Here is a 20638-nt window from a genome sequence, read left to right on the forward strand (position 1 = left end):
CGGTGGCTACTGCCGGCGCCGCCCGCGGCGCACGCCCACCACCGCCGCGGCTCCGAAGACCAGCGCCCAGGCCACGAAGTTGGCCACCAGGACCCACAGCTCGTCGCTCCCGGCCCCGCTGGCCAGGGTGCCCTCCAGCTGCGGCCAGCGCACCAGCCCGACGTACCCGTACATCGGGGTAAAGCGGGCGAAGTCCAGCATGCCGCCGCTGAGCGGGGTGAACACGTTGCCCACGAAGGACATCAGCACCAGCACGCCGGTGGCCACGCCCAGCGCGGATTCGCTCTTGCCCAGCGTCGCCACGGCGAAGCCGAACAGGCCGAACATGGCGGCCCCGGCCAGGGTGATCAGGAAGGTCTGCGCCCAGATCAGCGGGTCGTCGGCGGTGGCGCCGGTGAGCGCGCCCAGCAGGTGGACCGCCAGCACGGCCACCGAGGTGATGGCCAGCGCAACGGCCACCTTCCCGGCCACCAGCGCCGCCGGGCGGGCGGGGGTGAGCGCCACCTGGCGCCCCCACCCCTGCATCTGTTCGACGGCGGCGCTGCCGGTCACGCTGGTCGCGGCCAGCGCGGCGCCGTAGGCGGCCATCGAGGCCATGACGTAGAAGCGGACGTTGCCGGACCCGGCGGCGTCCTCCCCGCCGCCGAGGGAGACGCCGAACACCAGATACATGACCGCGGGCATGAGGACCACGAACATCAGGTTGCCGGTGTCGCGCAGCTGGCGGACAAGGTCGATGCGCAGGTAGGTCGCGTTCATGAAGGGCTCCCGGCGGTGGTGAGGGCGACGAAGGCGGATTCGAGGCTGGGCGCGGAGATCTCCAGGTCGCTGGCCCCGAATTCGGTGAGCAGGGCGCGCGCCAGCGCGTCCGACTCGGTGGTGACCACCGCGGCGCGGTTGCCGTTCAGCCCCACTTGGCGGACGCCGTCGTACGCCTTCAGCCGTTCGACGGCGGCCCCTGGGTCCCCGGGCAGCGTGGCGGTGACGGTGCGGCCGGCGGCCATGGCGCGGATGCGGTCGGTGGGCCCGTCCGCGACCAGCTTTCCGGAGCCGATCAGCACCGTGCGCTGGGCGAAGCTCTCCGCCTCCTCGAGGTAGTGGGTCGCGAAGAGGACGGTGCGCCCGGAGTCGGCGTCCTGGCGCATGGTGTCCCAGAACTCGCGGCGGGCGTTGACATCCATGCCGGCGGTGGGCTCGTCCAGGATCAGCAGGGCGGGGTCCGGCAGCAGGGCGAGCGCGAACTTGAGCCGCTGCTGCTCCCCGCCGGAGCACTTGGAGACCCTGCGGGAGCCGATGCGGGCAGTGTCGGTGCGCTCCATGACCTCGTCGATCCGGTGCCTGGCCTTGATCCCTTGTTTGGCAGAGTGCAGGGAGGCGATCGCGGTCATGGTCTCCCTTACGGTCAGGTCCCGCAGCAGGCCGCCGGTCTGCATCACGGCGGACACCCGCCCGGCCTGCACGGCGCGGCGCGGACTGGTGCCGAGCACCGAGATGGTGCCCGCGTCCGGCACGGTCAGGCCCAGCACCATGTCCAGGGTGGTGGTCTTGCCGGCGCCGTTGGGACCCAGGAACGCCACGATCTCCCCGGGGTACACGGCCAGGTCGATCCCGTCGACGGCGGCGACGGGTCCCGCGGCGCCCGGAAACGCCTTGCGGACCCCCTCAAGGAGCAGGGCCGGATCCTTGCTGGTGGTGGTCATGGGTCCATCCTTGCGGTCGGGGCCGGGACGGGGAAGCCGCGCCGCGGCACGCTCCCCCACCGGCCACTCTTCCCGACCGGAGCCGCGTCGCGTGCGGCAACACGCTGTTGCGACGCTGCTCACACGGCCGAAACGCCGGTGAAACCGCCGCCTCCTAGGGTTGTGGGTACCCCGACGGCGGGGCCAAGGCGCGGCACCGGATGCCGATGGATGAGGAGGCGGAATGCACACCCAATGGCTGACTTTCGCGGAGGTCGACTGGTCCAACCCGGTGGGGGCGGCCCTGCGCGAGGCGCAGCAGCGCGAACTGGCCGTCCTCTCCGGCGATCCGCTGCACGAACCCGGCCCGCCGCCGACGGCCGCGGACATGCCGATCTTCCTGGTCGCCTACAAGCGCAGCTCGGGCGAGCCCCTCGGCTGCGGCGGCCTGCGCCGGCTGGACGGGCACACGGCCGAAATCAAGCGGGTCTACGTGGTCCCCTACGCCCGCGGCTCGGGGGTGTCCTTCGAGATCCTCGAGGCCCTCGAGGCCCGGGCCGTGCAGGAGGGCTACCTGGAACTGCGGGCGGAGGCCGGATCGTTCCAGCACAACGGCCGCCGGTTCTATGAACGCGGCGGATACTCGGTGATCCCGGGCTTCGGCCCCTACGCCGGCAACGGGGACTCGCGCTGCTACGCCAAGGCGCTGCGGCGCACGGTGGCGGTGTAGGGCACGCCCCTCACTCCTCGGCGGCGGGCTCCAGCCGAACGACGACGCCCTTGAAGGTCGGCTGGTTGCTGATCTCCGCCACGCTGTCCAAGGGCACCAAGACGTTGGTCTCCGGATAGTACGCGGCGGCACAGCCCAGCGCCGTCGGGTAGGGAACCGTCCGGAAACCTTCCGCGCGGCGCTCCAGGCCGTCCCCCCACACGCTGACCAGGTCCACGAGCTGCCCTTCGGCCAGCGCGAGCCGGGAGAGGTCCTGGGGGTTCACCAGAACCACGCGGCGGCTGCCGTGGATGCCCCGATAGCGGTCGTTGTCGGTGTAGGGGATCGTGTTCCACTGGTCATGGGAGCGCAGCGTCTGCAGCACCAGGTGTCCCTCGGGAGCCTCCGACATCTGCCAGGCGTTGCAGGTAAACAGCGCCTTCTCGGTCCGGGTGTGAAACACGCCTTCGTTGACCGGATTGGGCAGCCTGATGCCGCCCGGGCGGACCACCCGCCGGTTGAAGTGCTGGAAACCCGGGATGACATTGGAGATCCGGTCGCGGATCAGCCCGTAGTCGCCTTCGAACTGGTCCCATGGGATGTCAGCCTCGCCGTCGAGGGTGAGGCGTGCGAGCCGGCAGATGATGGCGACCTCGCTGAGCAAGGTCCTGGAAGCCGGTTCCAGGCGTCCCTGGGTGGTGTGGACCTCGCTCATGGAGTCCTCCACGGTGACGAACTGCTCGCCGGTGACTTGGATGTCCCGTTCGGTGCGGCCCAGGGCCGGCAGGATGAGCGCGGTTCGGCCGCAGACCGTGTGGGACCTGTTGAGCTTGGTGGAGATGTGCGCGGTGAGGCTGCACCGCCGCATGGCGTCCTCGGTGACCTCGCTGTCCGGGGTGGCCCGGACGAAGTTGCCCGCCGCGCCGACGAAGACCTTGATGCGGCCGTCGCGCATGCCCCTGATCGCGTTCACCGCGTCGACTCCGTGGGCGCGGGGCGGCTCGAAGCCGAACTCCTTCCGCAGCCCGTCCAGGAACGAGTCCGGCATCCGCTCCCAGACCCCCATCGTCCGGTCACCCTGGACGTTGCTGTGTCCACGCACCGGGCAGGCCCCGGCTCCGGGCTTGCTGAGGTTTCCGCGCAGCAGCAGGAAATTCACGATCTCCCGGACGGTGGGGACCGCGTGCCGATGCTGCGTCACTCCCATGGCCCAACAGACGATGACGCGTTCGCTGCGCATGACGTCGTCCGCGGCCTGTTCGATTTCCTCCCGGGCCAGCCCGGTCGCGGCAAGGATGTCTTCCCAGGCGATCGTTCGGGCGTGCCGGGAGAACTCCTCGAACCCGCTCGTGTTGGAGCGGATGAAGTCGTGGTCGAGCACGGCGCCCGGCCGGACGTCCTCGGCTTCCAGCAGGAGCCGGTTCATGCCCTGGAAGAGCGCAAGGTCGCCGCCGCTGCGGATCTGGAGGAACCGGTCGGCGATCTGGACCCCGCGCCCGACGATCCCGCGGGGCTTCTGCGGGTTCTTGAACCGCATCAGTCCGGCCTCCGGCAAGGGGTTCACTGCGATGACGCGGGCACCGTTGTGCTTCGCCTCCTCGAGCGCGGAGAGTTGGCGCGGGTGGTTGGTGCCGGGGTTTTGCCCCACCAGGAAAATCAGGTCGGCGTGGTAGATGTCCTCCAGGCTCACCGTGCCCTTGCCGGTGCCCAAGGTCTCGGCCAGCGCGAATCCGCTGGACTCGTGGCACAGGTTGCTGCAGTCGGGCAGGTTGTTGGTGCCGAAGGCCCTGGCAAAGAGCTGAAGGAGGAAGGCGGCCTCGTTGCTGACCCGGCCCGAGGTATAGAAGGCCGCCTCATCCGGCGAGTCCAGCCCCTTCAGCTCCCCGGCCAGCAGCCCCAGGGCATCGGGCCAGCTGATCGGCTCGTAGTGGTCCGAATCGGGCCGCTTGACCATCGGCTCGGTGAGCCTTCCCTGCTGGTTGAGCCACAGGTCGGACCGCTGATTCAGGTCGGAGACCGAATACCTGCGAAAGAAGTCGGAGGTGATGCGTCGCGAGGTGGCCTCGTCGTTGATGTGCTTGGCGCCGTTCTCGCAGTACTCGTTCAGCTGCCGGTGCCCGGGAGACGGATCGGCCCAGGCGCAGCCGGGGCAATCGATTCCGTTCACCTGGTTTATGGACAGCAGCGTCGTTCCCACCCGCGACACCGACGTTTGGTCCAGGGAGTACTCCAAGGCATGGGTTACCGCCGGCACCCCCGCGGCCCATTCCTTGGGCTTGGTCACGGTGAGCCGTTCGTCCGGTTCTTCGCTTGCAGGGTTCTTCATCAGGCGCGTCCCTCGCTCCAGGGTTATCAGGCAGGCCAGCGTTATCCGACGGGCCACTGGGGGACCCGGCTTCTGGCCGGGTCCGGTTGCGCGGGATAGACGTGGCCGTTGCGGATGCTGCCGCGCCAGGCCCCGCCCTCTTGTCCCACACTCTCGATGAATTCTTTGAAGTGGCCGAGTTCGGCTTGGACCACACGGCGGGTGAGCCCCGGGATCCGGGCGATGAGGCCCGCGCCGTTTGCGCTGAACTGCATACGTACAACGAGCTCGGTGCGGTCCGGGGCCGTCGCGCGGAACGAGACCTTGCCCTGGTGCATAAAACGCCGGTCGAGGCTCCGCCATGCCACGTGGGAATCGGGCACCTGTTCCACGATCTCCACGTCGAACTCGTGCCGCAGCGGGCCGCGTCCTATCACCCAACGGGTGAGGTTGGGGCGAATCTGGTCGACGTCCTTCACCACGGTCATGAACCGCGGGAAGCTCTCGAACTGCGTCCACTGGTTGTAGGCGGTGTGCACCGACACCGCGAGTTCGATCGTCTCTTCAACAGTATTCATGACCGCCCCGATCGAAGCCCCGGAGCCCGTTACTTGCCCCGCCTGTCCTTGCGCCGCGGCGGAGAATCCCACTCCCACTAGCGGCTTTCCGCATACGCCCACCAAGCGCCATGGTCCCCAGTATGACCGGCTCATTTGCCCAGTCAAGGCTCGGCACAGGAGGCCGCAGCCCTTGCGGGGAAAGTCCCACCGGGAGGGGCTGCGGCCGGTTGCCGGCGGCGGGCCGCAGCACCAATCCCCCACCCGGGTCCAGGAGGCCGCTACTGTCTGTTCATGGCACGCGACAACGACATCACTTTCCACACCCGCAAATGGGTCCGCCCCGAGGACCTGAACGCCAACGGGACGCTCTTCGGCGGTTCGCTGCTGCGCTGGATCGACGAAGAAGCGGCGATCTACGCGATCATCCAACTCGGCAACGGCAACGCGGTCACCAAGTACATGTCGGAGATCAACTTCGTGTCCTCGGCGCAGCAGGGCGACCTGATCGAGATGGGCCTGAGGGCCACGGCGTTCGGCCGGACCTCGCTGACCATGCGCGCCGAGGTGCGCAACATGTTCACGCGCCAGTCCATCCTGACCATCGAGAAGATCGTCTTCGTCAACCTGGGCGAGGACGGAGTCCCGGCCCCGCACGGCTACACGGAGATCACATACGACCGCGACCGGGTGCCGCGCGAGCATCTCCCCCGCACCCAAAACGACGCATAAGGTAGGCCATAGCGCCGCGGCCGCGCAATAGGTGACATCTGAATCGCGAAATTAGGCAAGCCTGAGCTAATGTTGGCCCGTGATCGATGAGAAGGCAGAATCCGGGCTCGCCGGAGACGACCTGGTGCTCCGCTACGGGAGCAGGGAGGTCGTCCACGGGGCGGGCGTGCGCCTGGAACCGGGACGCGTCGTGGCGCTGGTCGGGCCGAACGGCAGCGGCAAGTCCACCCTGCTCCGCGCCTTGGCGCGCCTGCACGACGTCGCGGACGGGACCCTGACGGTCCACAACGCCTCCGGTGGGGACCACGACGCGCTGCTGATGAAGCGCACCGACTTCGCCAAGCACGTCACCCTGCTCTCGCAAAGCCGCGACGTCCCCCACGGGCTGAGCGTGCGCGACGTCGTCGAGTTCGGACGCCACCCCTACCGGGGACGCTGGCGCGCCGCGGATCCGGACGGGCCTGCGGCCGTGGAGCGGGCGATGCTCCTGACCGGCGTCGCGGACCTGGCCGATCGGGGCGTCCACGAACTCTCCGGCGGCCAGCTGCAGCGGGTGTGGTTTGCCAGCTGCCTGGCCCAGGACACCTCCGTCCTGCTGCTCGACGAGCCGACCAACCACTTGGACCTGCGGTACAAGATCGAGCTCCTGGACCTGGTGCACGAGCTCGCCCGCGAGCACGGGGTCGCCGTCGGCCTGGTGCTGCACGACCTCGACGAGGCCGCCGCCGTCGCCGACCACGTCGTCGTGCTCTGCGAGGGCCGCGTCGTCGCGGCCGGGCCCGCCCACGAGGCCCTCGAGGCCGGGCTGCTCAGCGAGGTCTACCGCATCCCCATCGTCACCGACATCGACCCGCTCACCGGCCTGCTGCGCACGCGTGCCGTCGGCCGGCACGCCCAGCCGGCCAAGAGCCCATCCGCCACGGTCCATTCCGGCCCAGCCCAATCCGGCCCAGCCCACTCCGCCAAGGCGCGCCCCGTCCAGGCCCACCCGGTCCACCCCCTACCGGCCCAAGCCAGCTAGCCCGCCCAGGCCACCCCAACCGGCCTGGATCAAACCTCTAGGCCCAACCCTGCCTAGGCCCCGCCCTGTCTAGTCCCAACCCTGTCTGGGCCCCACCCGCCTACGCCTGCTCCACCCACACCCACTTTCGGAAGGACCCCTGAGAACCATGAAGACCCACCTCTCCCTGGCCGCCGCGGCTGCCGCCGCAGCGCTGTTGCTCACCGGCTGCGGCACCACCGAGGCACCCGCCGCCTCCGAATCCTCGACCGCCGCCGAGGCGATCACGGTCACCGACGCGCGCGGCAAAGAGGTCAAGCTCGACGGCCCCGCCACCCGCGTGGTCGGCACCGAATGGAACGCCGTCGAGAACCTCGTGACCCTGGGCGTCATGCCCGTGGGCGTGGCCGACGTGGAGGGCTACTCCGCCTGGGTGACCGCCGGCGCCCTCGACGACTCCGTCACCGACATCGGCACCCGCGGGGAGCCGAGCTTCGAGACGGTCGCTACCCTCGACGCTGACCTGATCATTGCGACGACGGACCTGCCCGAGGCCGCCGTGACCCAGTTGGAGGAGCTCGCGCCGGTCGTCGTCGTGGAGTCCGCGAACGCGAAGGGCCAGATCGCGCAGGCCGAGGAGAACCTCAACCTGATCGCCGAGGCCACCGGCACCGAGGAGAAGGCCACCGAGGCCATCGCCGCGTTCGACGCCGCGGTCGCCAAGGGCAAGGCCGCCCTCGAGGAGGCCGGGCTCGCCGGCAAGCGCGTGGCGTTCGCCGACGGGTGGGTGGCCGACGGGAAGGTCTCGATCCGCCCCTTCGTTGAAGGCGCGCTCCTGACGGACATCAACACCGAGCTCGGACTCGTCTCCCCGTGGGAGATGGAGGGCGACGCGGCCTACGGCCTGGCCAGCACCGACGTCGAGGGCCTGACCGCCGTGGACGCCGAGCACTTCGTCTACATCACCAACGGGGCCGATGACTTCACCAAGTCCCTGACCGACAACTCCGTCTGGAAGTCGCTGCCCTTCGTGGAGTCCGGCAACGTGCACCGCCTCGCGGACGGCATCTGGATGTTCGGCGGCCCCGCCTCGATGACCCAGTACGTGGACGCCATCGTCCAGTCGCTGACCGCGTAAGCGGATCGGCCCCGCGTGAGCGACACCGCGACAAAAGCGGGTCCGGACGCCCGGACCGTCCCGGCACCGGCGACCGCCATCTGGCGGCCCGGGGTCGGGACGGTCTGTGCCTGCGTGCTGGCCCTGCTCGCCCTCCTGTCCCTGGTCCACCTCACCCAGGGCACCGCCGCCGTGGGCCCGCGTGAACTGCTGGGCCTGCTGGCCGGCACCGGAACGGACCAGCAGACCGCAGTGCTGCTGGATTCGCGCATTCCGCGGCTTTTCGCCGGAGCCCTCGTGGGCCTGGCCCTCGGCATGGCGGGGGCGGCCCTGCAATCGGCCACCCGCAACGTGCTCGCCTCGCCGGACACGCTCGCGGTCAACGCCGGCGCCCACCTCGCGATCGTCGCGACCGCCGCGCTCGGGCTCAGCCTGCCCTCGCTGCTCTCCGGCGGGCTCGCCTTCATCGGCGGACTCGCCGCCGCCTCGCTGGTCCTGGCGCTCTCCGGCGGCGGCGCCAACGGGAACGGAGGGCCCATTCGGCTGGTGCTCGCCGGCACGGCCCTTGCGCTCGGGCTCGCCTCCGTCACCTCCGCCCTGCTGCTGCTCTTCAGCCAGGAAACCACCGGGCTGTTCGCTTGGGGCAGCGGCAGCATCGCCGTCACCGACATGGGCAAACTGGCCGAGTTCGCTCCGGTGATCCTGCTCGCGGCCACCGGCCTGCTCCTGAGCGCACGCCGCCTGGACCTGCTGGGCCTGGGGGACGATGCCTCGCGCCTGGCCGGCGCCGACCCGCGCGTCGCCCGCGTGACCGCCTTCGTGCTGGCCGTGCTGCTCTCGGCCTGCGCGGTGACCATCGCCGGCCCGATCGGCTTCGTGGGCCTCTGCGCCCCGGCGATCGTGCGGCTGCTGGCCCCGCGTGTCCGGGGACTGGCCCGGCACCGCGCCCTGCTTCCGATCTCCGGACTGCTGGGCGCCGTTGTGGTCATCGGGTCCGACGTCGTCGTCCGCGTCGTCCTGGGCGCCAGCGCCGGCGTCGAAATCCCCACCGGTTCCGTCACCACCGTGTTCGGCGCGATCTTCCTGGTGCTGCTGGCCGTGCGCATGACCGACGCCGGCCTCAGCTCCGCCGGTGACGCCCTCTCCCGCCTGCGCTCGCGCGGCACCTTCATCACCGTCACCGCGGTCCTGGTGCTCGTGCTCGCCGGCCTGCTGGTCGCCGGCTCCCTGCTCGGCGACGCGAAACTGCTGCTCGGCGACGTGCTGAACTGGATCACCGGACAGTCCGGAAACCGGGTGACGGCCATTCTGGACACCCGCATGCCGCGCGTGGCCGCGGCACTGCTGGCCGGCGTGGCGCTGGCCCTGGCCGGGACGCTGGTCCAGGCCGTGTCGAGGAACCCGTTGGCGGAGCCCAGCATCCTTGGCGTCTCCGCCGGCGGAGGCCTGGCCGCAATCGTGGTCATCACCGCGGTGCCGATGGCGGGCGCGTGGCTTGTCACCGGGGCCGCTTTCACGGGAGCGGCGGTGACGGCGCTGCTGGTGTTCGGCCTCGCGCTGCGGGGCGGCCTGCAGCAGAACCGCCTGGTGCTGATAGGCATCGGCGTGTCCGCCGGCCTGACCGCCCTGGTGACCGTGGTGCTGACCACCACGGACCCCTACAACCAGACGAAGGCCCTCACGTGGCTGTCCGGATCCACCTACGGGCGCACCTTCCTTTCCGTGCTCCCGCTGGTCATCGTGCTGGCACTCTGCCTTCCCCTGCTGGCCACGTTCCGGCGCGACCTGGACCTGCTTACGGTCGACGACGACACGCCGCGCGTGCTGGGGATCTCCCTGGTTCGCACCCGCCTGCCGCTGCTGGCCGCCGCGGTGCTCCTCACCGCCGGAGCGGTTTCCTCCGTCGGGGTGATCGCCTTCGTTGGCCTGGTCGCCCCGCACGCCGCCCGCACGCTCGTGGGGTCCCGCCATACGCGGGTGCTGCCGGTCGCGGCGCTTTTGGGGGCGTCCGCGGTGGTGCTCGCGGATACGATCGGACGCACCGTGATCGCCCCGGCACAGATCCCCGCCGGCATCATGACCGCCCTGGTCGGGACGCCCTACTTCATCTGGCTGCTCTGGCGTTCGCGGGCACGCCTGCGCTGACGGCTCCCGGCACAACACAACACTGCAGAGCACGCTGCCCTCCGGCCCCGAACGGGCCGGAGGGTAGCGTCGTCCTATGCGGTGAAGGATTTCCTCAGTTCCTCGCCCACGGTGCGTGCCGCCGGGACCAGCACTCCCAGGACGGGCTCAAGCTGGAAGCCTTCGGAGGGGACGACGACGGCGAGGGAGGCGGCCGCCCGGCCGTAGGGGCCCCGCACGGGGACGGCGACCGCGGTCGAATCGTGGTGGACGTATCCGCGGGTGACGGCGTGGCCCTGTTGCCGGACCTGGGCAAGGCGGGCCATAAGCGCCGGGTTGCCTTCCTGGGGTTCCGAGGAATAGCGGGGGCGGGGCATCGCCAGGATCCGGTGCTGTTCTTCCGGGCTGGCGTCGGCGACCAGGACCAGGCCGCTGGAGGTTGCGTACCAGGGCATGCGTCCGCCCACCGCGGTGAAGTTGATGGCCGAGTTGGGGGCGGACAGCCGCTCCAGGTACAGGACCTCCGTTTCCTGCAGGATGCCCAGCTGGGCGTGCTGCTTCAGGCCGTCGCGCACCTGCTCAAGATGGGGCAGCGCGAGCTCCCGCAGGCCGAAGACGCCGGGGGCGCGGACCGCGATCTCCCACAGCCTGACCCCGAGAATGAGCTCGCGGCCTCGGCGCTCCAGCAGTCCCAGCTCCACGAGTTCGGCCACGATGCCATGGACGGTGGCGATGGGCATCGAGGTGCGGGCCGCGACCTGCGTCAGCGTGAGCTCGCTGCGCGAGGGTTCGAAGGCCTCCAGGACGCGTACCGCCCGGGACATGGCCGACCTGCCATCGGATGATCTCGCCATGCCGCTTTCCCTCTTCTTCGTTTGATGCGAATTCCCCGGCGGGGCGGGGGTGACCCACATCATACTTTCGGAACAGCTCCCCTCCTTCCGAAAGGCTCCATATGAGCGTCACCTCGACAGCAACCTCGCTGGACCTGCCCGTTGTGGATTGGCTGGACCCGGCCGAACTGGCACGCGATCCCTACCCGAGTTACCGGCGCCTGCGGGCGGAGGCGCCGGTGGCCTGGTCGCCCGCCGTGAGGAAGGTCCTCATCTCGAGCTTCGAGGGGTGCTCGGTCGGCGAGCGCCACCCCGAGATCTTCTCCTCCAACGTTGCCGGGGGCACGATGGTGCGGGCCCTGGGGGGCCGGCCGCTCATCCGCAAGGACGACCCGGACCATGCCGCGGAGCGTGCCCCCATGAACAGGGCGCTTCGGCCCAAGCAGATCATGGACGTCTGGGCGGAGAAGTTCGAGGCAAACGCCCGCCGGCACCTGGACCGGATGCTCGCCTCCGGCAACGGGACGGCGGACCTGAACACCGACTACGCAGTCCCGGTGGCGGCCCGGAACCTGTGCGACATGGTGGGCATGTCCGGCGTGGACCCGACGGATCTGGCCCGCTGGTCCAAGGACTTCATCGCCGGGACCGGCAACGTGCTGGACCGGCAGGACATCTGGGACCGCTGCGACCGTTCGCGCGCCGAATGCGACGCCGCCCTGGACGAGACGATCGCCCGCCTCCGGCGCCGGCCGGACGCCTCCATCACCTCGATGCTCCTCGAGGGTGGCATGGACGAGGACAAGGTCCGCAACAACGTGAAGCTCACCATTTCCGGTGGCATGAACGAACCGCAGCACATGGTCACCAACATGGTGCGGCTACTCGAACGTTCCCCGGCGCAGAAGGCCGAAGTGCTCTCCGACGCCGGGTTGTGGAAGCAGGTCTTCGGGGAGGCCGTTCGCTACTTCTCGCCGATCGGCATGGTCACCCGGCAAACCGCCGCCGCCGTCGAACTCCACGGCGCCACCATTCCCGAAGGCACCCAAGTGGGCATGATCCTGGCCTCCGCGAACCGGGACGCCGCCCGGTTCACGGACCCGGACGTGTTCAACATCCACCGCCCGGCCGGAACCAACCTGGCGTTCGGCAGCGGGGTCCACCAGTGCGCCGGCAAGTGGGCCGTGCAGAAGGCCATCGGCGAAATCGCCGTGCCTTTGCTCTACCGGGAGCTGCCCGGCCTCCAGCTGGACCCGTCCCGGACCGAAACCTGGGACGGCTGGGTCTTCCGCGGCCTGACCAGCCTGCCCGTCACCTGGTAAGACTCCCCACCACACTTCAACCGCCACCGCACCCCAATCGAAGGGACAACGATGTCTTCAACCAGCCATGCCCACACGCCCGCGGCCCCCAACCTGGTCCGCGACCGGCGCCGGGTCGTCTTCTCCAGCTATTTGGGCACCACGATCGAGTTCTACGACTTCCTGCTGTACGCCACGGCCTCCGCCGTGGTCTTCGGGCCGGTCTTTTTCTCCGGGCTTGCACCGTGGGCGGGTACCGTCGCCGCGTACGGAACGTTCGCGGCGGGGTATCTCGCCCGCCCGCTGGGAGGGATCGTCTTCGGCCACTTCGGCGACCGGATGGGCCGCAAGAAGCTCTTGGTCATCTCCATGACCATCATGGGCCTGGCCTCCACCGCAATCGGCCTGGTGCCCGGCCCGGAGCTGATCGGCGCGTGGGCCGCGGTGCTGCTGGTGCTGCTGCGCGTCATCCAAGGCATCGCCATCGGTGGGGAGTGGGGCGGTGCGGCCCTGATGGCCCTCGAACACGCCGACCCGAAAAAGCGGGGCTTCGCGGCGTCCTTCACCAATGCCGGAGCGCCGACCGGCTCGGTCCTGGGCCTGCTGGTCATGGGCGGATTCTCGGCCATGCCGCGGGAGGCGTTCCTGGTCTGGGGCTGGCGGGTGCCGTTCCTGTTCTCCTTCGTGCTCCTGCTCGTGGGCCTCTACGTCCGTTCCCGCGTCTCCGAAAGCCCGGTCTTCACGGAAGCCATGGCCCGCCTCGACGCGGAAGCCGCGCGCACCAAAAACGCGCGGCGGCCGCTGCCGCTGTTGCAGGTCCTCCGCCGACCCGGCCTGCTGGTGACGGTCATCCTCGCGGCGACCTCGGCGTTCGCGCTGCAGACGCTGCTGTCCACCTTCGCCATCTCCTACACGGTGGCCGGCGGCACGCCACAGTCCCAGGTGATGCTGGCCTTTGCCGGCGCCGGAACCATCAGCATCGGCACCACCCTGCTGATGGGCAGGATCTCCGACCGGATCGGACGCAAGCCGCTGATGATCGCCGGCAACGTCCTCTTCATCCTCATTCTCCCGGCGGTCTTCGCGCTGCTCTCCAGCGGCAACCTGGCCCTGATCTTCCTGGCCTTCACCCTGGGCATCGTGACGCAGACCGTCCTCTACGGGCCGATGGCGGCGTTCATCGCCGAGCGGTTCGGCACCGCGTCCCGCTACACCGGCGCCTCCGTGGGCTACCAGATCGCCACCCTCCTGGGCGCCGGCTTCACCCCGCTGGTGCTCGCCACCCTCTACGGCTCCAGCGGACAGTCCACCACCCCGGTCATCGTCTACCTCTGCGCCGTCGCCGTGGTCAGCCTGGTCACGGTGGCCTTTATGCCCGAGTCCAAGGACCTGGACCTGGCCGAACCGGCACCGGATGCCGGGGAACCTTCCACCCCGGTCCGGACGACGGCGAACTGATCCAGACACCAACCATTCAAAGGATCCACCATGGCAAAAATTACCTTCAACCACGCCGACGGCCTCGTCGACGTCCTGGACGTGGAGCCGGGCACCTCGGTGATGCGCGCGGCCGTCACCGGCGGCGTGCCCGGCATCGTCGGCGAATGCGGCGGGCAGGCCATGTGCGCCACCTGCCACGTCTATGTCCGCCAGGAGCACCTGGGCATGCTGCCGGAGATCGGGGACGACGAGGAGGAGATGCTCGACTGCACCGTGGCCGAGCGCACCAGCCGCTCCCGCCTGGGCTGCCAGATCACGCTCGGCGAGGGCCTGGGTGAACTGGAAGTCGACGTTCCGGAAAGCCAGGTCTGAGATGTCCGCGCCAGCACGCATTGTCATCGTCGGCAACGGCCAGGCCGGCATCCAGCTGGTGGATTCGCTGCGCGCGGGGGGCTTCGCCGGCACCATCACGGTGGTCGGCGAGGAGGAACACTTCCCGTACCAGCGGCCTCCGCTGTCCAAGGACTACCTGGCCGCCGGCGGCACGCCGGGGCCGTTGCCGCTGCGGGCCCGGCAGTTCTTCGCCGGGGCCCGCGTCGAGTCCCTTCAAGGTGTCGCCGTCACCGGCATCGACCGGGCAAACCGCACCGTCGCGCTCTCGGACGGAACCGTGCTCGGCTACGACAAGCTGGTCCTGGCCACCGGGGCAGCCAACCGGGCGTTGGGGGTGCCGGGGGCCGGCCTGGGCGGCATCTTCACGCTCCGGACGTTGGCCGAGGCGGAGGCGATCCGGCGTCGCCTGGAAGCGGTGCGCAGCGCCGTTGTGGTCGGCGCAGGGTTCATCGGCCTGGAGTTCGCCGCAGCCGCCCGGGCCCGCGGCATCCCGGTCACGGTGCTGGAGTACGCCTCCCGCCCGATGGCCCGCGCCCTGACGCCGGTCACGGGTGCCTGGTTCGCCAACGCCCACCGCAGGATGGGCACCGTCCTGCGCCTGGACGAGGGCATCGCCGGCTTCGCCTCCGACGGTGCCGGAAACGTCGAAGCCGCCGTGTCCACCTCGGGAGAAACCTACCCGGCGGATCTGGTGCTGGCCGGCGTCGGCGTGGTCCCGCGCACCGAACTGGCCGAATCCGCCGGACTGGCTGTGGAGAACGGCATCGCGGTCGACGGGCAGCTGCGCACCTCCGATCCTCACATCTACGCGCTGGGTGACTGCGCGAGCTATCCCAGCGCCCATGCCGGGACGCGCATCCGGCTCGAGTCCGTGCAGAACGCCACGGACCAGGCCCGGCATGCCGCCCGCTCCATCCTCGGCACCCACTCCCCCGGAACGCCTGACTATGCCGAGCTTCCCTGGTTCTGGTCGCAGCAGGGCACGGCGAAGCTGCAGATCGCAGGCCTGTCCGCCCCCGACGACCGGACGGTCGTGCGCGGGGACCCGGGGACGGGCAGGTTCTCCGTCTTCTGCTACCGCCAAGGCACCCTGGCCGCCGTCGAATCCGTCAACCAGCCTGCGGACCATCTGGCTGCCCGCCGCCTGCTCGCCGGCGGACTTCCCCTGGCCCCGGAGCAGGCCGCCGATCTCGGCTTCGACCTCAAGGCCCACTCCAGGCAGGCTCCGGCCGCCGTCTGACCAGCCACCGGCCGCCGCCGGCCCGCGGCTTTTCGCGGGCCGGCGGATGGGTGATCCCTTCCCGGGGACCTGTTATGGCCTGGCCGCGGGTTGGGGGATCTCGGGGTCAAGAAGACTCCGGTTGCGGGCCTGGAGCAGCTTTGCCCTGACGGCACCGGCGACAAAAACGGCGACGACGGACAACACGAGCACGGCGGACAACTCGTTGGTGCCCCCGACCAGGGTGTTGAAGTTCAGAATGATCACCCAGAGGGTCGCGCCCATGGTGAGGAGGGAAAGCGCCGGCGCAATCAGGGAGTTGAACAGGCGGGCATCCTCCGTCCTGTTCCGCCGGAAGTAGACCAGGACGGAAAGCGAGACCAGCAGGTACGCCGCCAGCAGTCCAATGACCGCGATTCCACCGGACCAGCTGAAGACGACGGCAATCGGATCCGCGTTCAGGAGTGCGAAGAGGACAATGATCCCGGCGGCCCCGGCCGTCTGTGCCACGGAGGCAACGAGGGGGGCTCCGGTTTTCGGATGGACCCGGCCGAGTGCGTCCGGAAGGAGGCCGCCGCGCCCCAAGGCAAAGAGGTAGCGCGCGATTCCGTTGTGGAAGGCAAGGGCGGCCGCGAACGTCGAGGTCACGACGAAGATGCTCATCATTACCGGTGCCCAGCCGCCCAGGTACCTGTCGCCCAAGGCGTAGATGAAGGACGCGGTGTCCCCGGTTTCGAGGGCCTTGCCCGCTTCGGCGACCACGTTGCCCGGCCCGTAGCCCACGGTGATCATCCACGTCGTGAACGCGAAGAAGGCCATGATCAGGACCACGGACAGGTAGGTGGCCCGGGGGATCGACTTGCGCGGGTTTTTCACTTCCTCGCCGAAGACGGCGGCCGCCTCGAATCCGAGGCTGGACGCGAAGGCGAACATGAGCGCCACTCCCGGAGCCCCGGCGACGAGCGCGTCGAAGGAGAACACCTCCCCCACGGCAAACCCTTCTCCGGCGCCGCCCTGGATGGCCACGGAAGCGGCCATCGCGAGCATAACGCCCCACTCCCCCACCAGGAGAACGCCCAGCACCTTTGCGCCCAGTTCCAGGTGCAGGTATCCGAACACCTGGACCAGGCAGATGAGGGCCAGCGAGGCAACCCACCAGGGGATGTCGGTGCCCAGCAGGGGGTTGACCATGGCGGTGGAGACGGCGCCGAAGAAGCCGTAGATGGCGATTTGCACCGCGGTGTACGCGTAGACGGCGATGCCGGCGACCCCGGCGCCGGCGGTGTTCCCGAGGCCCTTGGCGGCGTAGGCATACAGCGCCCCGGCGTCCGTGACGTGACGGGACATCAGCACGTACCCGACGGCGAACAGCAGCAGGACCAGCCCGATGACGATGTAGGCGAGGGACACCCCGATCCCGTTGCCGATGACAATCGAAACCGGGACGGCGCCGGTCAGGCCGATCACGGGGCTTGCGGCGGCCAGTACAAGGAAAACGATTCCGGCAACGGAAATCGAATCGCGCTGCAGGTTGCTTTCGGGCGCGGCCTTGACCGCGCTGGGAGCTGGTGTGGTGCTCACGTTATCCTCCTGGTCAGCCGTTGATGATCTGGGGGACGCTGACCGCCTTGAGGCCCTCGACCCCAAACTCCAGCCCGTACCCGGACTGCTTCGCCCCTCCAAAGGGAATCAGCGGGTTGACCATGCCATGGGAGTTGATCCACACGGTGCCTGCCTCCAGGCGGGACGCGACCTCACGGGCGGCGGCGGAGTCGGAGGACCAGACTGAAGCGCCGAGTCCGACGTCGAGCGCGTTCGCCTTGGCGACCGCCTCCTCAACGGTGCTGTAGCGGATGATCGGCAGCGCCGGGCCGAACTGCTCCTCGGCCACCAGCGGGTTGTCGTTGTCGATGTCGGCGACCAGGGTGGTCGGGTAGAAGTAGCCGGGCCGGTCGGCGTCCGGGTTGCCGCCGAGCAGCACGCGGGCGCCCGATTCCTTCGCCGCGTCCACGAGGCGGGCGACGACGTCGAACTGCTGCTTGTTCTGCAGCGGACCGAGCACGTTGTTCTCGTCCAGGCCAACGCCCATCGGCATGGCCTGGGCGACGGCCGTGAGCGATTCGCAGACGGCCTCGTAGATGTCCTCATGCACGTACAGGCGCTTCAGGGCCGCGCAGGTCTGGCCGGTGTTGATGAACGCGCCCCAGAACAGGCCCTCGGCGATCGCGGCCGGGTCGGCGTCGGGCAGGACGATGCCGGCGTCGTTGCCGCCGAGCTCCAGGGTCAGGCGCTTCACCGTGTCCGCGCTGGAACGGATGATGGCCTTGCCGGTGGCGGTGGAGCCGGTGAACATGACCTTGCCGATGTGCGCGTGGGACGCCAGGGCCTCGCCGACGTCGCGGCCGCCCGAGACCGCCGTGAGCACGCCCTCCGGAAGTTCGCCGTTGATGACCTCGACCAGCGCGAGGACGCTCAGCGGGGTGTACTCGGAGGGCTTCACCACCACGGCATTTCCCATGCGCAGCGACGCCGCGATCTGCCAGACCGTAATCAGCATCGGCCAGTTCCACGGCCCGATCGCGCCCACGACGCCGATGGGCCGGTAGTGCAGCTCGGCACGCGTTTGGCCGTCGTCCACGACCGTCTCCGGCTCCAGCACCGTTGCCGCGGCCGCGCGCAGCCAGGCGGAACAGGCTCCCACCTCGAAGCGGGCGTTCGGGCCGTTCAGCGGCTTGCCCTGCTCCCGGGACAGCAAACGTGCCAGGTCCTCGGCTGAACGGTCGATGGCGGCGGCCGCTCGGTTCAGGGCCGCGGAGCGGGCGGCATGCCCCAGGGCCGCCCAGGCCGGCTGCGCCGTCCGGGCCGCGGCGACCGCGGCCTCCAGGTCCTCGACCGTGTGGACCGGCGCCTCGCCAATGCGCTCGCCGGTGGCGGGGTCGTGGATCGGGCGGCTGGTGCCGGGGGTGCCAGCCACGGACGTGTGGTCGAGGTTCAGGCCAGAGGTGCTGATGCTCATCGTGCTCCTTAAGGGTGGGTTGCAGGGGTACCGTGCCGGGAAAACGGAAGCGGCCTCGGATTGTGCCCTGCGTCACAAGAGTAGGGTTTTTCCCGTCTTTTTTCTACGTGGGGCGAATAAAGGTTTCCCCTACCCCCTTCACCGGACCGCGGGCCATCCTCCCTTCTGGCCCCCGCCGGGTGTCCGGCCGCCCCTCCCAAAGCAAGCAGGCCGAAGCGCAGGCGAGCCGGTAAAGGAAACCCCCATTTTCCGTTTGCCGCAGGCCCCATAGCATGCAGGAAAACAGTCACTGGAGGTCCCCATGCCCTACCCCACCAAGCACCACCGAATGCATCTGACCTGCTACATGGACACGTTCAACTACGGCTGGCACCACGTTGACCTCTTCGTCCATGACGAGCACGACCGCGAGGTCAACTGGGTCCACTGGACCGTGGCGGAGGACGGGCCGGAGGCCGCTGACGCGTCCATCCAGCTGGTGGAGCCCAAGCTCAGGCGGACCACGGAGTGGAAGCACGGCTTCAGCGCCAACGGACTGGAGTACTGGACGGCTGACGCCGCCTGGGCCTGACGGCCCGCCTCATGCGCCAAACGCCTGGGCCCGTCCTTCACAGGACGGGCCCAGGTGTTTAACCTGTTCCGGCAAGCGCGGGGCAGCCCGGTCCCTGCGCGTTAGCCGGCCGGCGTCCGCGCCGACACGTCCGGGGATCCGGCGAACCGCCGCTGCAGCCGTTCCCCGGTCCGGTCCGGGTTCAGGAAGAGCAGGGAGAGTATCCCGGCCAGGAGCAGCAGGGCCCCGGCGATCACGAAGGACTGGTTGACCCCCGCCGTCATGTTGGCGATCATCTCCACGCTGTCCCGGGTCCCCGGGGCGGGGGGCCGGTAGCCAGCCCCCTCCATGAAGAGGCCCACCGCCGTCGGCGAGACGATGGCGCCGACCGAGGCCACGCCACCGAGCACCGCCATCAGCACGGGGCGCTGCTTCGCGCCGACGGCGTAGGCCATGGCGCTCGGGGCCATCGGATAGATGACGCTGCAGCCGGCAGCGAGCGTCAGCAGCAGGACGGAGGCGGCACCGGAGGTGGCCGGCAGCAGCACGAAGGACAGCCCGGCCACGGTCAGGCAGGCGCCGAACGGGATCGCGATGGCCGTGCGGACGCTGTGTCCCCGACGCATCAGGGTGCGCCCCAGGAATCCCAGCCCGAGCAGGGTCAGGGCGCCGAAGATCCAGGGGAAGGTGGTGAACAGGGCCACCGTCTCCGGCGGCAGGCTGACGACGCCGGCCAGGTACTTGGGCGACCAGGTGGTCAGGAAGCCCTGGGTCCAGAAGTTCGTGAAGCCGGCGAAGACGGCGATGAGGAAGGAGGAGCTGAGCAGGATGGCGCGCCAGGGGACGCGCTGCTGCAGCTCGTAGCGCTGAGCCCGCTCGTCGGCCGCCGCAGCGGCCGGGTCGGAGGCTTCCGCTTGGCCTTCCGCCTGGCCCACGGACGCTTCGTCCTTCGCGGCATGCCGGAGGGCCTCGGCGGCCGCCTTGCCGTCCTTGCCGGCGAACGGCCCGTCGGCGCCCAGCTTCCACCACAGCAGGATCCAGGCCAGCCCGAGGATGCCGAGGGCACCGAACGCCCAGCGCCAGCCGAAGCTGCTGATGACGAAGGCCAGGAACGGCGCGGCAAGCACCGGCCCCAGCGTGGAACCGATGGCGATCAGGTTGCTGGGCAGCACGCGCTCGGCCGGCTTGAACCAGGAATGGGCCGAGGACAGGCTGACGGCGGTGGCCGGTCCCTCCGCGCCGCCGAGCAGGATCCGGGTGATGAGCAGCACGGCGGCCCCGCCGCCGAAAAGCATGGGGAACTGCAGGACCGCCCAGGCCACCCCCATGGCGAAGATGACCCACTTGATCGAGGTCCTGCCGGCGGCCAGGCCGATCAGCACCGAGCCGATCGCGTACAGGAAGAAGAAGGCGCTGCCGATGAGGCCGAACTGGACGGTGGAAATGCCCAGTTCCGGGATCGCCTGGTAGGCGACCAGCCCGAGCACCGCCTTGTCCGCGAAGGCGACAATCTGGAAGAGCACCAGCATGGTCGTGACGGTCCAGGCACGGCGGTTCATCCGTCCGGTGCGCAGGGCCTCCCCCAGCGTGCCGGAGGGGTCGGTCGTGGTAGTTGACATGGGATACCTCGGGGTTGGGTGAGGGCGCGGGTGTCCCGTGGAAA

The 20638-nt window shown here is 69.7% G+C and carries 18 protein-coding genes; 10 read left to right on the top strand and 8 right to left on the bottom strand.

Annotation, left to right across the window (positions count from 1 at the left end):
• Positions 1–6: 6 nt before the first annotated feature.
• Together ABD912_RS11130 and ABD912_RS11135 are read right to left on the bottom strand one after the other, a co-directional pair.
• The gene (locus ABD912_RS11130; protein WP_345150815.1) at positions 7–759 is read right to left on the bottom strand and encodes an ABC transporter permease; all 753 of its coding nucleotides are present in this window, start codon (positions 757–759) and stop codon (positions 7–9) included.
• Positions 756–1700: an ABC transporter ATP-binding protein gene (locus ABD912_RS11135; RefSeq protein ID WP_345150817.1), complete on the bottom strand. Its 945-nt coding sequence runs from the start codon at positions 1698–1700 to the stop codon at positions 756–758. The genes ABD912_RS11130 and ABD912_RS11135 overlap by 4 nt, the downstream gene beginning before the upstream one ends.
• 223 nt (positions 1701–1923) lie before the next feature.
• Between ABD912_RS11135 and ABD912_RS11140 the strand changes: the two genes are divergently transcribed.
• Positions 1924–2409 (top strand): GNAT family N-acetyltransferase, encoded by a 486-nt coding sequence (locus ABD912_RS11140; RefSeq protein ID WP_345150818.1) that lies wholly within the window; start codon positions 1924–1926, stop codon positions 2407–2409.
• Between the two features lie 10 nt (positions 2410–2419).
• Here the strand turns inward: ABD912_RS11140 and ABD912_RS11145 are convergent, their stop codons facing one another.
• Together ABD912_RS11145 and ABD912_RS11150 are read right to left on the bottom strand one after the other, a co-directional pair.
• On the bottom strand, positions 2420–4714 hold the full coding sequence (locus ABD912_RS11145; protein WP_345150819.1) for an FdhF/YdeP family oxidoreductase: 2295 nt from the start codon (positions 4712–4714) through the stop codon (positions 2420–2422).
• A 41-nt stretch (positions 4715–4755) separates the two neighbouring features.
• On the bottom strand, positions 4756–5271 hold the full coding sequence (locus ABD912_RS11150) for an SRPBCC family protein (protein ID WP_345150821.1): 516 nt from the start codon (positions 5269–5271) through the stop codon (positions 4756–4758).
• A 273-nt stretch (positions 5272–5544) separates the two neighbouring features.
• Here ABD912_RS11150 and ABD912_RS11155 point away from each other — a divergent pair, with 273 nt between their 5' ends.
• The 4 genes from ABD912_RS11155 to ABD912_RS11170 all read left to right on the top strand — a co-directional run bounded on the left by ABD912_RS11155 (position 5545) and on the right by ABD912_RS11170 (position 10244).
• Positions 5545–5982: an acyl-CoA thioesterase gene (locus ABD912_RS11155; RefSeq protein WP_345150822.1), complete on the top strand. Its 438-nt coding sequence runs from the start codon at positions 5545–5547 to the stop codon at positions 5980–5982.
• A gap of 79 nt (positions 5983–6061) precedes the next feature.
• Positions 6062–7003: an ABC transporter ATP-binding protein gene (locus tag ABD912_RS11160; protein WP_345150823.1), complete on the top strand. Its 942-nt coding sequence runs from the start codon at positions 6062–6064 to the stop codon at positions 7001–7003.
• A gap of 148 nt (positions 7004–7151) precedes the next feature.
• On the top strand, positions 7152–8120 hold the full coding sequence (locus ABD912_RS11165) for an iron-siderophore ABC transporter substrate-binding protein (protein ID WP_345150825.1): 969 nt from the start codon (positions 7152–7154) through the stop codon (positions 8118–8120).
• 15 nt (positions 8121–8135) lie between these two features.
• A complete protein-coding gene (locus ABD912_RS11170) occupies positions 8136–10244 on the top strand; it encodes an iron ABC transporter permease (protein WP_345150826.1) in 2109 nt (702 codons plus the stop codon).
• A 74-nt stretch (positions 10245–10318) separates the two neighbouring features.
• On the opposite strand, the gene ABD912_RS11175 is transcribed toward ABD912_RS11170, so the two are convergent.
• A complete protein-coding gene (locus ABD912_RS11175; protein ID WP_345150827.1) occupies positions 10319–11077 on the bottom strand; it encodes an IclR family transcriptional regulator in 759 nt (252 codons plus the stop codon).
• Between the two features lie 101 nt (positions 11078–11178).
• Here ABD912_RS11175 and ABD912_RS11180 point away from each other — a divergent pair, with 101 nt between their 5' ends.
• Genes ABD912_RS11180 through ABD912_RS11195 form a run of 4 tightly spaced genes read left to right on the top strand, consistent with a single transcriptional unit; the run spans position 11179 to position 15430 of the window.
• Positions 11179–12378, top strand: a complete 1200-nt coding sequence (locus tag ABD912_RS11180; protein WP_345150828.1) for a cytochrome P450 — start codon at positions 11179–11181, stop codon at positions 12376–12378.
• Between the two features lie 51 nt (positions 12379–12429).
• Positions 12430–13815, top strand: a complete 1386-nt coding sequence (locus ABD912_RS11185; protein ID WP_345150829.1) for an MFS transporter — start codon at positions 12430–12432, stop codon at positions 13813–13815.
• 30 nt (positions 13816–13845) lie between these two features.
• Entirely contained in the window at positions 13846–14169 is a 324-nt protein-coding gene (locus ABD912_RS11190; protein WP_345150830.1) for a 2Fe-2S iron-sulfur cluster-binding protein, read from the top strand.
• Position 14170: 1 nt separating this feature from the next.
• Positions 14171–15430, top strand: coding sequence for an NAD(P)/FAD-dependent oxidoreductase (locus ABD912_RS11195; RefSeq protein ID WP_345150831.1), 1260 nt, complete (start codon positions 14171–14173; stop codon positions 15428–15430).
• Positions 15431–15502: 72 nt separating this feature from the next.
• Here the strand turns inward: ABD912_RS11195 and ABD912_RS11200 are convergent, their stop codons facing one another.
• Both ABD912_RS11200 and ABD912_RS11205 read right to left on the bottom strand, forming a co-directional pair.
• Positions 15503–16990: an APC family permease gene (locus ABD912_RS11200; protein WP_345150834.1), complete on the bottom strand. Its 1488-nt coding sequence runs from the start codon at positions 16988–16990 to the stop codon at positions 15503–15505.
• Positions 16991–17003: 13 nt separating this feature from the next.
• Positions 17004–18425: an aldehyde dehydrogenase family protein gene (locus ABD912_RS11205; RefSeq protein WP_345150835.1), complete on the bottom strand. Its 1422-nt coding sequence runs from the start codon at positions 18423–18425 to the stop codon at positions 17004–17006.
• A gap of 301 nt (positions 18426–18726) precedes the next feature.
• Between ABD912_RS11205 and ABD912_RS11210 the strand changes: the two genes are divergently transcribed.
• The gene (locus tag ABD912_RS11210) at positions 18727–18996 is read left to right on the top strand and encodes a hypothetical protein (RefSeq protein ID WP_345150836.1); all 270 of its coding nucleotides are present in this window, start codon (positions 18727–18729) and stop codon (positions 18994–18996) included.
• Between the two features lie 101 nt (positions 18997–19097).
• Here ABD912_RS11210 and ABD912_RS11215 read toward each other — a convergent pair whose 3' ends face one another.
• Positions 19098–20594: an MFS transporter gene (locus ABD912_RS11215; protein ID WP_345150838.1), complete on the bottom strand. Its 1497-nt coding sequence runs from the start codon at positions 20592–20594 to the stop codon at positions 19098–19100.
• Between the last annotated feature and the right edge of the window lie 44 nt (positions 20595–20638).

It is taken from the genome of Arthrobacter ginkgonis (genome assembly GCF_039540195.1).
GTDB lineage: Bacteria > Actinomycetota > Actinomycetes > Actinomycetales > Micrococcaceae > Zafaria > Zafaria ginkgonis.